The 12763-nt window shown below is 53.7% G+C and carries 12 protein-coding genes and 1 pseudogene; 8 read left to right on the top strand and 5 right to left on the bottom strand.

Translation table 11 applies throughout. The annotated features are described in order from the left end of the window. From K5E40_RS33425 to K5E40_RS33415, 3 genes and pseudogenes are all read left to right on the top strand, one after another. A pseudogene (locus K5E40_RS33425) lies at positions 1-93 on the top strand (VOC family protein); the annotation flags it as partial. A gap of 387 nt (positions 94-480) precedes the next feature. Next, on the top strand, positions 481-1314 hold the full coding sequence (gene fghA / locus K5E40_RS33420) for an S-formylglutathione hydrolase (RefSeq protein ID WP_016974193.1): 834 nt from the start codon (positions 481-483) through the stop codon (positions 1312-1314). A gap of 18 nt (positions 1315-1332) precedes the next feature. Continuing rightward, positions 1333-2634: an NAD(P)/FAD-dependent oxidoreductase gene (locus K5E40_RS33415; RefSeq protein ID WP_052155507.1), complete on the top strand. Its 1302-nt coding sequence runs from the start codon at positions 1333-1335 to the stop codon at positions 2632-2634. A 217-nt stretch (positions 2635-2851) separates the two neighbouring features. On the opposite strand, the gene K5E40_RS33410 is transcribed toward K5E40_RS33415, so the two are convergent. Beyond that, positions 2852-3283 (bottom strand): DUF488 family protein, encoded by a 432-nt coding sequence (locus tag K5E40_RS33410; RefSeq protein WP_016973433.1) that lies wholly within the window; start codon positions 3281-3283, stop codon positions 2852-2854. Positions 3284-3507: 224 nt separating this feature from the next. Between K5E40_RS33410 and K5E40_RS33405 the strand changes: the two genes are divergently transcribed. From K5E40_RS33405 to cydB, 5 genes are all read left to right on the top strand, one after another. Beyond that, positions 3508-4425 (top strand): LysR family transcriptional regulator, encoded by a 918-nt coding sequence (locus K5E40_RS33405; protein ID WP_079384147.1) that lies wholly within the window; start codon positions 3508-3510, stop codon positions 4423-4425. A 369-nt stretch (positions 4426-4794) separates the two neighbouring features. Further along, positions 4795-6771: an excinuclease ABC subunit UvrB gene (gene uvrB, locus K5E40_RS33400; RefSeq protein ID WP_016973432.1), complete on the top strand. Its 1977-nt coding sequence runs from the start codon at positions 4795-4797 to the stop codon at positions 6769-6771. Between the two features lie 327 nt (positions 6772-7098). Then, positions 7099-7308 (top strand): hypothetical protein, encoded by a 210-nt coding sequence (locus tag K5E40_RS33395; RefSeq protein ID WP_016973431.1) that lies wholly within the window; start codon positions 7099-7101, stop codon positions 7306-7308. Between the two features lie 835 nt (positions 7309-8143). Beyond that, entirely contained in the window at positions 8144-9535 is a 1392-nt protein-coding gene (locus K5E40_RS33390) for a cytochrome ubiquinol oxidase subunit I (protein ID WP_016973429.1), read from the top strand. A gap of 16 nt (positions 9536-9551) precedes the next feature. Next, positions 9552-10568 (top strand): cytochrome d ubiquinol oxidase subunit II, encoded by a 1017-nt coding sequence (gene cydB / locus K5E40_RS33385; protein ID WP_016973428.1) that lies wholly within the window; start codon positions 9552-9554, stop codon positions 10566-10568. Between the two features lie 338 nt (positions 10569-10906). Here cydB and K5E40_RS33380 read toward each other — a convergent pair whose 3' ends face one another. From K5E40_RS33380 to K5E40_RS33365, 4 genes are all read right to left on the bottom strand, one after another. Beyond that, complete coding sequence (locus K5E40_RS33380; protein ID WP_016973427.1) at positions 10907-11113, bottom strand: hypothetical protein; 207 nt, start codon at positions 11111-11113, stop codon at positions 10907-10909. Continuing rightward, positions 11110-11337, bottom strand: coding sequence for a hypothetical protein (locus K5E40_RS33375; protein ID WP_016973426.1), 228 nt, complete (start codon positions 11335-11337; stop codon positions 11110-11112). Before K5E40_RS33375 ends, K5E40_RS33380 begins: the two co-directional genes overlap by 4 nt. A gap of 304 nt (positions 11338-11641) precedes the next feature. After that, complete coding sequence (locus tag K5E40_RS33370) at positions 11642-11791, bottom strand: hypothetical protein (RefSeq protein ID WP_016973425.1); 150 nt, start codon at positions 11789-11791, stop codon at positions 11642-11644. Between the two features lie 198 nt (positions 11792-11989). Further along, entirely contained in the window at positions 11990-12652 is a 663-nt protein-coding gene (locus K5E40_RS33365) for a C1 family peptidase (protein WP_228759045.1), read from the bottom strand. Positions 12653-12763 lie beyond the last annotated feature (111 nt).

Below are 12763 nucleotides of genomic sequence, written 5' to 3'. Positions count from 1 at the left end.
CAGCCAGGTCCACGTGGCCACCTGCCGGGTGCCTACGCGGCCTACCTGCGTGACCCAGCTGGTAACAAAGTGTGTGCCTACACCTTTGTCTGAAACCAAGGAGTCGTGAGGTCGTTGTGAACGGAGCCTGCTCCGGTTAGGACGACCGCACCTTCCGCTCTGGCCGTGACCGTGCCTGGCATGTCTACTCATGCCACGCGGCCACGGCACTCGGAGACCACGTCAGCTGACGCGAGCTCCGAAAGGTAATTGTCTCGCCTTCATGGCCGAAGGCGTTGCAAGACACACGGAATTCACAGCAAGCCAGTGGGCTGTGTCATTTGCTGTATTTCTCGTTTTGATGTCTCACTGGCTTGCACATTTTATTACTTGCACATCGAAGACGACATCTGGCCTTCGTGGTGTGGTGGCGCCCGGGTTTGTAGCAGTGATCCTTCATGCCAGTGGTAACGCTGGCTCGTAGAGATGAGGAGAATATCCATGGAACGCATTGAACATCACGCCAGCTTCGAGGGTTGGCAGGACGTCTATCAGCATGAGTCGACCGTGCTCGGTTGCACGATGAAGTTCGGCATCTATCTCCCCCCTCAGGCCGAACATAAAAAGCTTCCGGTACTTTACTGGCTGTCTGGGCTGACTTGTACGGAGCAAAACTTCATCACCAAGGCGGCCGTGCAGCAGTATGCCGCAGAGCATGGGATCATAGTCGTCGCCCCCGATACCAGCCCACGCGGGGAGAACGTCGCCGACGACGCGGCCTATGACCTCGGCCAAGGGGCGGGTTTCTATGTGAACGCCACGGAGCTGCCCTGGAGCGATCACTTCCAGATGTATTCCTATGTGGTCGACGAACTGCCGGCGCTGATCGAGGCTAACTTCCCAGCGTCGTCCAAGCGCAGCATCAGCGGGCACTCCATGGGTGGACATGGTGCCCTGGTCATTGCGCTGCGCAACCCAGGTCGTTATGCGAGTGTTTCGGCATTCTCGCCGATCGTCGCCCCCACACAAGTGCCCTGGGGGCAGAAGGCTCTGGCGGCTTACCTGGGCGAGCACAACCAGGATGACTGGAAGCGCTATGACACGGTCGAACTGATCCGTTCTGCGCAAGAGCGCTTGCCGTTGCTGGTCGATCAAGGGCTGGGCGATGAGTTTCTCGAGAACCAGCTGCGCCCAGAACTGCTGCGCGCCGCCTGTGAACAGGCAGGGCATCCGTTGACCCTCAACCTGCGGCCCGGGCATGACCATAGCTACTACTTTATTTCGAGCTACCTGGGCGGACACATGGCCCACCATGCGGCTGCGTTGAATCGCTGAACACTGGAGACCCTGAAGATGAAAAAGACCTCTGACAAACGGCATCATGTCGTCGTCGTTGGCGCGGGTTTCGGCGGGCTGGACGTTGTCAACGGATTCTCCGGCGCCGACGTGGACGTAACGATCATCGATCGCCGCAACTATCACCTGTTCCAGCCCCTGCTGTACCAGGTGGCCGGCGCGTCGCTGTCGACCTCTGAAATTGCCTGGCCGATTCGCTACCTGTTCCGCAACCGTCAGAATGTGCAGACGCTCATGGCGGAGGTGCAGGGTGTGGATGTCGGCTCGCGACAAGTCCTGCTCGACAACGGTTCGACCGTCGGTTACGACACGCTGGTCCTGGCGACGGGGGCAACGCACGCCTACTTTGGTCACGATGAATGGGAGCCCCATGCGCCCGGCCTGAAGACTCTGGAGGACGCTGCCACGATTCGCGGACGGATTCTCTCCGCGTTCGAGGAGGCCGAACGCTCCAACAATCCGGCGGAGCGTGCCGCACTGCAGACCTTCGTGATCATCGGCGGCGGTCCCACGGGGGTCGAACTGGCGGGCACGATCGCTGAGCTGGCGAAAGACACGTTGGCCCATGACTTCCGTTCCATTGATCCGCGGGCTACCCGGGTGGTGCTGATCGAGGCGGGGCCGCGTCTGCTGCCGGTGTTCCCTGAGAAGCTCTCGGACTACACCCGGCGCGCACTGGAAAAGCTTGGCGTTGAAGTGGCGTTGGGCGCTCCGGTCACCGACTGCTCGGCTGACGGTGTCATCGTTGCGGGCAAGCCGCTTCCAGCTAAGACCATTGTCTGGGCGGCCGGGGTGCAAGCGTCACCCGCCGCTCGTTGGCTGAATGCCGAGGCGGATCGTGCCGGTCGAGTGCTGGTCAGGCCGGACATGAGCGTGCCGGGGCATCCCGAGATTTTCGTGATTGGCGACACGGCGGCATCGGCGATGTCGGATGGCAAGTACGTGCCAGGTATCGCGCCGGCGGCCAAGCAGCAAGGCCAGTACGTTGCCAATCTGATCAAGAAGCGGCTGAAAGGCAAAAGTGTGGATGAGCCGTTCAAGTACAAGCACCAGGGCAACCTGGCCACCATCGGTCGTAGCCTGGCGGTGATCGACATGGGGCGTCTGAAGCTGCGTGGGGCACTCGCTTGGTGGATCTGGAAGCTGGCGCACATCTATTTCCTGATTGGCGTGCGCAATCGCTTGAGTGTCGCGCTGAGTTGGGTCTGGAACCACAGTGTCGGTTACCGAGGGTCACGTCTGATCATGCGGTCGACACCGCAGGCCAAGCGTGGGCCCGCCGAGCTGGAACCCAAGTAAGACTGCAACGGTGAATTGATAGTCAGGGATGATTGTCAGTTCCTGCAGGACGTATGCAGCTTCTAGGTAGTGAATGTGAGATCGGCACCTAGCTCGCGTTTACCGTATATTGTGGGATGGAAACATGAGCTGAATGTGTACCCTATAAGCAAGATTTCACCCGTAGAGTATGCAGCTGGGATAGATGTCGGCGCTTTCGATTCACATCGCTAGCATATTAAAGGTGCACGATCTCCACATTTGGCCATTTGCTCGCCAGGTATTCAGCAACAAGTCGACGGTGACAGTGGTGAGGTTTATTTTCGCTGCAAAGGAGGCAGCTGCCGTCCATGATTTCCTTGTCTATATTCTCTATCTTTCTCGATGACATTAATTTTAGGAAGCTATCGGCGTAGTGCGTCCAATCACCACCTTTACTTTTGTACTCGTTAAACATGTCTGCTGTGGGTGCCAGCAATAGGAGATGATGGTATTCAATCTCACAGATTTTTTTGGTGAAGTAGTTGAGGTCGTCGCGTTTAGCAAAGCCCGACAGTTGAGATGTATTGTTTAGGCGAACGTCGATTAGGCGCTTAGCACCGGATTCCCCTAGTCTTGTAAAGAATGACTGCGCGGTGGTCTTAGTAAAGCCGATTGTGAATATGCGCATGGTGATCTCTTAGATGGATTTAAGTGATGATTGAAGTTTTCGTACGTCCAGGTTGAAAGGTTGAAAGGTTGAAAGGTTGAAAGGTTGAAAGGTTGAAAGGTTGGAGTGCATATCGGCAGCTAATGTGTATGGTCATGTTGAGTGCTCGGATGTAAAAAGAGCGTACTCTGCCAGAGTATAACTGGCGACGAGGGAGTGTGCCAGGCTGGTAGATGAGGTCACATATGATTGTCAGAAATTTTGAATACTTGTTGGCTCTCTATCGCGAGGGGCACTATGGTAACGCAGCCAGAATCTGTAATGTCTCTCAGCCTACGCTTTCTTCCGGAATTAGACAGTTGGAAAAGGACATGGGTGTCGAGATCGTGCGCCATGGCAGGCGCTATGATGGCCTGACATTGGAAGGGTATCGTGTGTTGGCATTGGCTCAAAAAATGTCTGATGACTGCAGAGCCTTAGATCGAGAACTTGCCGCATTGCGAAGTGGATTCGAAGGTGAGTTGCGGCTGGGTATCGTACCGGGGACGACTTCTATATCCCCGATCTTAAGTGCTGCACTTGCTGAAAAATTCCCACTGTTGCAGCAAACTATCAGTACTGCTAGCCCATGTTCATTGCTGCAAGGGATTAAAAGTAATGGTCTAGACGTGGCACTTATGCATCTTGAGAACACTTGCATGGAGGATTTCGATACGCGAGTCCTGCATAAGGAGCGGTTGTTTCTTTTTGGGTGTTTCGGCTTGGAACTTCCTGCAAGCGTAACGTGGGAAGATGTGTTAAGCAGGCAGCTCTGTTTGTTGGCTTCTACTTTCTCAGTTGCTGTAGAAAGTAGGCTTGAGCAAAGTAAAATGCGATCTGTTGTAACTGATTCAGTGAGTGTACTGGTCTCGCACATTTCGACAGGTAGATTTTTTGCAGTTCTTCCACAGTCCTTAGCTAATAATTTTTTGCATGTGGCCAATGTCAGGGCGGTTGTGATCACTGGAACGCCATCACACTGCACCATTGCCCTTGTTGCTGGCAAAAATTCATTCGAGTCTGCCTCGGTTCGAGCTTTCTTAGAAGTGGCTAGTAGTCCTGAGTTAGCCATTCCTGTCCGAGCCATAATGTCGATCCATCGCCGACTTCGAGCAAAAGACTAACGGCCGCCCAGGCGTATCGCGCGGCTATCTTGAGCTGGTCGTCCATGAGAGGCTTTGTGAACCAGTTCAGGTCGAAATATACGTGCCACCTTAGCTGTTTAGCACGATCTGCGCTAAGGCTTGGCGGTGCATCAGTGAGACAAAGGCACGAGTTGATTGGATTTTTTGCTCGACTCGGTCAACACTTTAGGGTGTTTGTAGGTGAGCACTCTCGGTGCATAGAGCCCAAAACGTGGTTGCTACCAACTGGAGGCATATTTCACTATCAGTTTCGAGTTGCCGAAAGTTCTGTACCACTAAGGGTAGGTTCGAGTATTTCAATTGGCTGATACGCCAGTTGAATACCAAGTCGCGATTTGGAGGATTGTCATGTCAAGTGGTAAATTCATTTTGCACTCAAACTATACGCCGGCAGGGGATCAGCCAGAGGCCGTAGCACGCCTGATCTCAGGGATTGAAGAGGGTGCAACACATCAGATGTTGAAGGGTATCACTGGTTCTGGTAAGACCTTCACCATGGCCAATGTGATTCATCGCCTTAAGCGGCCCACCTTGATTTTGGCACCCAACAAGACGTTGACCGCACAGCTCTATAGTGAGATGAAGAACTTCTTTCCTGAAAATGCGGTGGAGTATTTTGTTTCCTATTACGATTACTTTCAGCCCGAAGTCTATATGCCTGGGAGCGATCGCTTCATTCAAAAGGACTCGGCAATAAATGAGCACCTGGAGCGCCTACGTCTTTCCACTACGAAGTCATTGATTGAACGCCGCGATGTCATTGTCGTTGCTTCTGTGTCTTCAATTTATGGATTAGGAGATCCAGACAGCTACCGTGCGCTACAGGTTCGGCTAGCACGCGGAGTAGAAATCGAGCAGGGTGAACTAATTCGAAAATTGGCTTTGCTGCAATATGATCGCGTCGATCGGGTTCTGAGGCGTGGGTCGTTTCGTGTGCGCGGGGATATCATAGATATCTTCCCGGCGGATTCAGAGCATAGGGCCATTCGAGTTGTACTGTTGGATGATTACATCGAGTTGGTTCAATGGTTAGACCCTATTACTGGTAAGTTGTTAGAAGAGGTAGATAGCTACCTGGTATCGCCTAAGACCTTGTTTGTAACGCCGAGAAATAAAATTGAATCAGCTGCCGTCGAAATACTGGCCGAGATGGAGTCGAGGGTAGAGGAATTTAATCGAGAGAACCGTCTCGTGGAAGCTAATCGCTTGTATGAGAGAGTTACCAATGATGTGGAAATGATGCGTGAGCTTGGATACTGTTCCGGAATTGAGAACTACTCGTGTTATATGAATGAGCGTGATTCTTCGCTGCATCCGACAACTCTGCTCGATTACCTTCCTAAAGATGGCTTGCTATTTATTGATGAGTCTCATGTCATGGTCCCTCAGATTTCAGCTATGTATCGTGGGGATCAAAGTCGCAAAGAGACATTAATAGACTATGGTTTCCGCCTTCCTTCGTCAAAAAATAATCGTCCATTGAGCTTTGAGGAATTTGAAGGCATTAAGCCTCAGGCCATTTTTGTATCAGCAACTCCAGGGCCCTATGAGCTCAAAGCTTCAGCGGGCAGAGTTGTTGAGCAAGTAATTCGGCCTACAGGGTTGCTAGATCCAGAAGTGGAAGTAAGGCCTTTGGAGGGGCGTATGGACGATTTGCTTCGGGAAATATCTGTGCGTGTGCAAAACAATGAAAGGGTATTGGTCACGGCGTTAACAAAAGTTGAGGCCGAGGATCTGAGTACCTTTATGGCGGATCAGGGAGTACGCGTCCGGTACATGCACTCGGATACCAAGGCTGATGCTCGGGTTGAGATCATTAATGGATTGCGCGCAGGCGATTTCGACGTGTTAATTGGAGTTAGTCTATTACGTGAAGGTTTGGATATTCCTGAAGCATCTTTGGTGGCCATTTTAGATGCTGATCGCGCTGGCTTTTTACGATCTGCACATGCGCTGATTCAAATGATCGGTCGAGTTGCGAGGAATCAAAATGGTACGGCTATTTTGTATGCCGATACTGTGACCCCTGCGATGCAAGAAGCAATTGACGAAACCAAGAGTCGTCGCGAACGTCAAATTGAATTCAACAAACTAAAAGGGATTTCACCTGTATCCTCGGTCCGCAAAATGGCTGATGAAGCGACTCTGGTAGTAGAGCCGGTCGTCCACTCAAGCAAGTTTTGCGAAAATTTATCAACGCTTTGCGAACTGATAACTAACAAGGAGCAGGAGTTGCTTGAATATACAGATCGACATGACGATGAGAGTGTAGAAAACATTCGTGTGCAGTTGGATGCATTGTATCGACAGTTTATTTATATGTAGCTGTTGAGGGTTGAGGGTTGAGGGTTGAGGTGTTGTGGGTCAAGCGATTCTGCTGGTTGATTGTGGAGTTAAGGGCCTGTGTTGAGTATTGGATTAGCCGAGGCTATATCTATTTCATTGATAACAAGGGTCAGAGGCTGTTATGGCCTCTGACCACCGTTTTGAGGGGCTGGACGTCCGAGCGAAGCTGTAGGGCACTCCTCACTGGCAGGTGCTTTTCTGTCCTGCCTATTTAGCGCCCTTGATTAGGCTTTGATCAAGTTTGTTCAGCAGGCTTGGAGTAATTAGTGCCCTAGAGTTCGTTGGGTAAGGTATTTGGGATGAATCATGAAACTGACAATTGGGGCGGCTGATCTTGAAAGCGATGTCCTGCTTCGCGAGGCGCTTACGGCCTATCGAACTTATAAGGAAGCGGACGAGAGCGGCGTGCCTTTGGAAGAGGTTCGTAAATTAGGGCTTTTGTTCGAGTCGCTCATTCAGGGGGTGATCGATTCCCACTTCTTGGTAGCTGGTCTACCGCCGTCTACCATCCACTGAGTTACGGCAGAGGCGCGATTCGAAGTTCGTCGTTTCTCGTCAAGGTTTAGAGGCGTGGAAGAATGGTGTACCCAATGCACTGAGGAGTTCGCGCTCAAGCGTGCGTACGATCGCGTCAAGGGGCAAGCCGCTTTCGTCACGGCCGAAAGAGTCTTCGAGTTAATTGCTGGTCTCGATGAAGCTAGAAAGAGGTGGATAGTGCTGGAAGTGGTGCCGGTCGGTGTGTGATCGGATAATGAGTGAGTGTCTAGAGCGTCTTAGCACTGGCGGTCTATAACAAGGCCGCACCTACGGCGACGATTGATTCATTGATTTTACTCCGCGAGGGGGCGGTGTCGGTTAGATTGCTTTTTTCATTTATCTCATAGGGCGCGTCTATCAAGGGTGATCGTGCGCTTGAGTGGAAGGGGATAGATAAAATTGATCATTTCGTCGTTATTTTCAATTTGACGATAGGTCCTCAAAAAAATAGGCTGTATCTGTTGTGATGACTGGTCGACTTGATGAGGCAACCCAACTATAGGAGTTGGTGCGGCTAATTGTCGCGACTATCTTCTTTGTACCCCAGGTGGTGCTGATGAGTAAATAAAATTATTTTAATTCAAGCGGTTTGGGCCATAATTTACCAGTTGATGGGCGGTGAACTGATAGTCCAAATTTCGTTGGGCTTAGCACAGAGCTCTCGCGTTCCTACAATTGCTGCTCGGATACCCTTGATCTCGTCCTAGAGGACTCCGTCAGACCACCTTACTTGCGCCTTTGATGAGTAAAGTTAAAGTTCAGGTTGAGGATGGTCATAGTTTTGGGTAGCCCGTCTGTCTATAAGGATATTGTTATGTCAGTTTTAACTGCGTTGGACCTGGCGCGGATTCAGTTCGCCTTCACGGTCTCTTTCCACATCATTTTCCCGGCTATCACTATTGGTCTGGCCAGTTTCCTGGCCGTGCTCGAAGGTTGCTGGCTCAAAACCAACAATGCGGTCTATAAGGACTTGTATAAGTTCTGGTCAAAGATCTTCGCCGTCAACTTCGGCATGGGCGTTGTCTCGGGCCTGGTCATGGCTTATGAGTTCGGCACCAACTGGGCGCGCTTCTCTGATTTCGCTGGCAGTGTCACCGGACCGTTGCTGACCTATGAGGTCCTCACCGCATTCTTCCTTGAGGCGGGTTTCCTCGGGGTCATGCTGTTCGGCTGGGACCGGGTAGGGCGCAAGCTGCACTTCTTTGCCACGGTTATGGTCGCCATTGGTACGCTGATTTCTATGTTCTGGATCCTTTCCTCGAACAGCTGGATGCAGACCCCACAGGGTATCGAGATCATTGATGGCCGGGTGGTACCGCTTGACTGGTTCAAAATCGTCTTTAACCCGTCGTTCCCATACCGTCTGGCCCACATGGCGTTGGCCGCGTTCCTCAGCACTGCGTTTTTTGTCTCGGCTTCCGCCGCCTGGCACTTATTGCGCGGGCGCAACACGCCGCAGATTCGCAAGATGTTGTCGATGGGCATGTGGATGATTCTTGTCGCTACACCGGTGCAGATAGTGGTGGGCGATGCTCATGGCTTGAACACTCTGGAGCACCAGCCGGCGAAGATCGCTGCCATCGAAGGGCACTGGGAGAACATCCCCGGTGAGCCGTCGCCGCTGATCCTGGCAGGCTGGCCGGATATGGAGGCCGAGAAGACTCGCTTCGCCATTGAGATCCCCTATCTGGGCAGCCTGATACTGACCCATAGCTTGGATAGGCAGATCCCGGCGTTAAAAAGCTTCGCGAAAGAGGACCGCCCCAACTCGACCGTCGTGTTCTGGAGCTTCCGGGTCATGGCCGGTTTAGGGATGCTGATGCTCGCCTGCGCGCTGCTGGCCTTGGTGCTGCGTCGGAACGGCGCACTGTACCGTAACCGCCTGTTCCTCGGGTTCGCCTTGCTAATGGGGCCGTCCGGGCTGATCGCACTACTGGCAGGCTGGTTCACCACTGAGGTGGGCCGCCAGCCCTGGGTGGTCTACGGCATGTTGCGGACCAACGAAGCGGCGTCCAATCACAGCGCTGCGCAGATGAGCCTGACGCTGGGGTTGTTCGTGCTTATCTACTTCTCGGTATTTACCGTCGGCATCTGCTACATGATGAGCCTGGTGCGCAAGGGGCCGACCGCGCACGAGCAAATGCCGAGCGCTGATCAACCGGAATCGCTGGCTACGGCGCGTCGCCCGCTGTCCGTCGCCGACTGAAAAGGAGCTGGCAAAAATGGTAATTCAAGGTATCGACCTATCAGTCATTTGGGGCGTGATCATCGCCTTCGGTCTGATGATGTATGTGATCATGGACGGCTTCGACCTGGGGTTGGGGATTCTCTTCCCACTGATCGGCGACTCCAGCGACCGTGATGTGATGATGAATACAGTGGCTCCGGTGTGGGACGGCAACGAGACCTGGGCGGTGCTCGGCGCGGCGGCGTTGTACGGCGCCTTCCCGCTGGCCTACTCAGTAATCCTCGAAGCGCTTTACCTGCCTTTGGTGCTGGTACTAGCCGGACTGATCTTCCGCGGCGTAGCTTTCGAGTTCCGCTTCAAGGCCGAGGCACACAAGCGTCATCTGTGGGACAAGGCCTTCATTGGTGGTTCGGTCCTGGCGACTTTCTTCCAGGGCGTGGCTATTGGCACTTACATCAGTGGTATCCCAATGGTGGGCCGTCAGTTCGCCGGCTCCGGCTGGGACTGGTTGGCGCCGTTCCCAATGTTCTGCGGCGTCGGCTTGCTGCTGACTTACGCGCTATTGGGCAGCACCTGGCTGCTGATCAAAACTGACGGCATGCTTGAGACGCGTATGCGTCGCTACAGCCGGCCGCTTACCTACGCCTTGGCAGTGGTGATTGTGACGATTTGTATCTGGTCCGCTTCGTTGAACGACGATATTGCCCAGCGTTGGTTCGATGCCAGCCACTGGTTGCGTTCAGCGCTAATCGCTGCTCTAGCGGCGTTGGTGGTAATGGTGATTTTGAAGACCCTTCGCAAGCGCCACTCGCACATGCCTTTTATCGCCGTGGTGGGGTTGGTCTTCCTCGGCTACCTTGGCCTGGCGATCAGTATCTGGCCGAACATTGTGCCGCCGAGCCTGACCTTGTGGCAGGCCGCTGCGCCATTGACCAGTCAGTTGTTCGCGCTGATCGGCGCGCTATTCATCATCCCGATTATCTTGGCTTATACCTTCTGGAGTTATCACGTGTTCCGCGGCAAGGTAAAACCTGGCGAGGCTTATCACTAACACTAGTGCTGGCAGCGTAAGATGGGTGGCGTCCGGCCTCTGCCGGGCGTCATTACAATGCGTCGGGGAGAGGAATTCATTAGCTACCGCAAGCCGAGTCTTCTTGCGCAGTCGATCGATAGAATACACCCACTGCTAAGTGGCTTCTCGACGTCGCTGGAGCAACCGTCCACGCATGGCGCGCAAGTGTTCCCGGCATGCGGTACGGCAACGCCACCAAAATCGGGTAGATGCCCAATGCTCGACGCAGGGCATTGTTAGTGCGTCGGCGTACTGCTCAAACAGTGCGGCATTCGGCTCAATAGGGCACCCAAGAAAACGCCCGCATACCTAGCCCATCAATGGCTTTTTCGAGAATAGTAGCCTAGGGCTCTGAGCTGATATTCGTTCACAGCTTGGAACTGTAACTCCGCAATTTGACGCAGCCGTTCGATTTCTTCGGCGAGACACCCAGAAGCTTGCGCCTCGTGGTAACGCTTCAACGCCTCCACGGCCTCGGTATACATAGGGTGATCAGGATAAAGGAATGGTGTTTTTTGCGTCATTTACTGGCGGGATCCTGGTGAGCGAACGACGGTGGTTGACCAGCTTTGGCAAGCAGAGAGTCAATGACGGCTGGGTAAACCGAATCCGCCAATAGGTAAAAACACCGAACCTCATGCAAAGGTAATTCAGAATCCTCAGCTTCAGAGGCCCTTTGAATGGCCTCAAGCGTTTGCCATATCAGCGGCTCGCCAGCCTCGACCATTCCAATAAGTGTGCGCTTCATGACCACGATGCTCCGATCATTTGAAGACGCATTATAGGTCGCTTCGGCCAGATCCGAGCTGATCGAGAACCTGTATCTGGTTAAGCCGCTAGGGCCACCACTGTGACCTGGCACCCAAATGTCCCGGCTTTTGAGCCTGTGCCGATGGCCCTATGTGTGGATGTAAGGCATTGTCTGCAACCGGTATTCTGCAAAGCCTATCCTGGCTCGCATAGAACATCTCGATGAGCCTCTAAGAAGGGCTTTTCAAAGGAGGTAGAACTAAATTGCCCGCAATCCTGTTGTATGCTCTACGGGTGGACTCCTAGGCGGCAGGCGCTTCGGCTGACGGCAATATCTCCTGGATGGCAGGTCCGAGAATCGACACCAGTTGCTGGGCTCCCGCTTCAGCCAGCAGCGGCACTCCGATGATCCTGCGGCTGACGATCACACCCACCAGCAAGGCTGAGGCCAACCCCGCTGGCCCAAAATTTTAATGGAATCCGGCCAGCAGTCGCGACTGGATGAAGGCCCACAACTGCTCGTGCACCTGCTGACGTGTTCACACCTCCAATGTGTAGGCGGGACGCTGTGCTAAGCCGGCCGGCGGAGCGTCGGTAAGAAGGCCACAGGTGCCGGTCGCAATGGTGGCGAAGGCGTTCCTATCACCCCATCAAGTGCCGAAGCTGTTCTTAATTATCCAGCCATCGTGCAAGTATCCCACAACACACACCGAATGGAGCCGAGGATGGCCTCGGGTGGTGTCGGGCGTGTATAGGGGCGCACGATCGGTGGTGTAGTCGAAGAAGCCGTCCCATACGTACATATCTGTGACCAGAGGTCCGGTAGTGATGCTTGACCGCGCGGCAGCTGAGGTAAACAGTGCGAAACCCTGTATTTTTGAGTTGGTGGCGACCCTCAGGCAGGCTGCCGGTGGGAAGGGTGAGCCGTCAGCGAGCGATGTGGCGTAGCCATACTCCACCAGAAGGTTTAGCAAGCGCCTGGGTTCAATTCCTTTGGGACAAATGTTCTGCGGGTTCTCTGCACCGCGGTTCACGATGCAGGTATGCATGTGCTGAGCTGCGACGTCCTGAGCACTCCCTCCCTTTTTGATTAGTGTTGCAATCTCGATCGCCGCAGAAACGGCAAAGCTCGTACAGCTGTTGCAAGTGCCTTGGTATTTGGCGGGAGGAATTACCAAGTGACTTCGCCAATCGTAAGAAGCAGGCAGGCGCCCCAGGGCGATATCGATGTAGCCCTTGAAAACCTTCCATTTCGAAGGAAGATCTACCTCTGGCTCGATCGCAGTGAATGATGCATGCGGATTCCACGCCATTCGGACACTCAGCCCACGCTGATCCGGACACCTGTTCCACGATCATTCGGACAGGCAGTCGGAGCGCAGCGACGCAGGGGTGGCATTGTTAGTCTGAGGTGCCCGGCGTCG

Origin of the sequence: Pseudomonas baetica, assembly GCF_019733355.1 — a bacterium.
GTDB lineage: Bacteria > Pseudomonadota > Gammaproteobacteria > Pseudomonadales > Pseudomonadaceae > Aquipseudomonas > Aquipseudomonas baetica_A.
This window is presented reverse-complemented; position numbering and strand designations above follow the sequence as displayed.

Coding starts and splice junctions, on each gene's coding strand:
- fghA (WP_016974193.1), top strand. CDS start 481: ATGGAACGCATTGAACATCACGCCAGCTTCGAGGGTTGGCAGGACGTC.
- K5E40_RS33415 (WP_052155507.1), top strand. CDS start 1,333: ATGAAAAAGACCTCTGACAAACGGCATCATGTCGTCGTCGTTGGCGCG.
- K5E40_RS33410 (WP_016973433.1), bottom strand. CDS start 3,283: ATGCGCATATTCACAATCGGCTTTACTAAGACCACCGCGCAGTCATTC.
- K5E40_RS33405 (WP_079384147.1), top strand. CDS start 3,508: ATGATTGTCAGAAATTTTGAATACTTGTTGGCTCTCTATCGCGAGGGG.
- uvrB (WP_016973432.1), top strand. CDS start 4,795: ATGTCAAGTGGTAAATTCATTTTGCACTCAAACTATACGCCGGCAGGG.
- K5E40_RS33395 (WP_016973431.1), top strand. CDS start 7,099: ATGAAACTGACAATTGGGGCGGCTGATCTTGAAAGCGATGTCCTGCTT.
- K5E40_RS33390 (WP_016973429.1), top strand. CDS start 8,144: ATGTCAGTTTTAACTGCGTTGGACCTGGCGCGGATTCAGTTCGCCTTC.
- cydB (WP_016973428.1), top strand. CDS start 9,552: ATGGTAATTCAAGGTATCGACCTATCAGTCATTTGGGGCGTGATCATC.
- K5E40_RS33380 (WP_016973427.1), bottom strand. CDS start 11,113: ATGACGCAAAAAACACCATTCCTTTATCCTGATCACCCTATGTATACC.
- K5E40_RS33375 (WP_016973426.1), bottom strand. CDS start 11,337: ATGAAGCGCACACTTATTGGAATGGTCGAGGCTGGCGAGCCGCTGATA.
- K5E40_RS33365 (WP_228759045.1), bottom strand. CDS start 12,652: ATGGCGTGGAATCCGCATGCATCATTCACTGCGATCGAGCCAGAGGTA.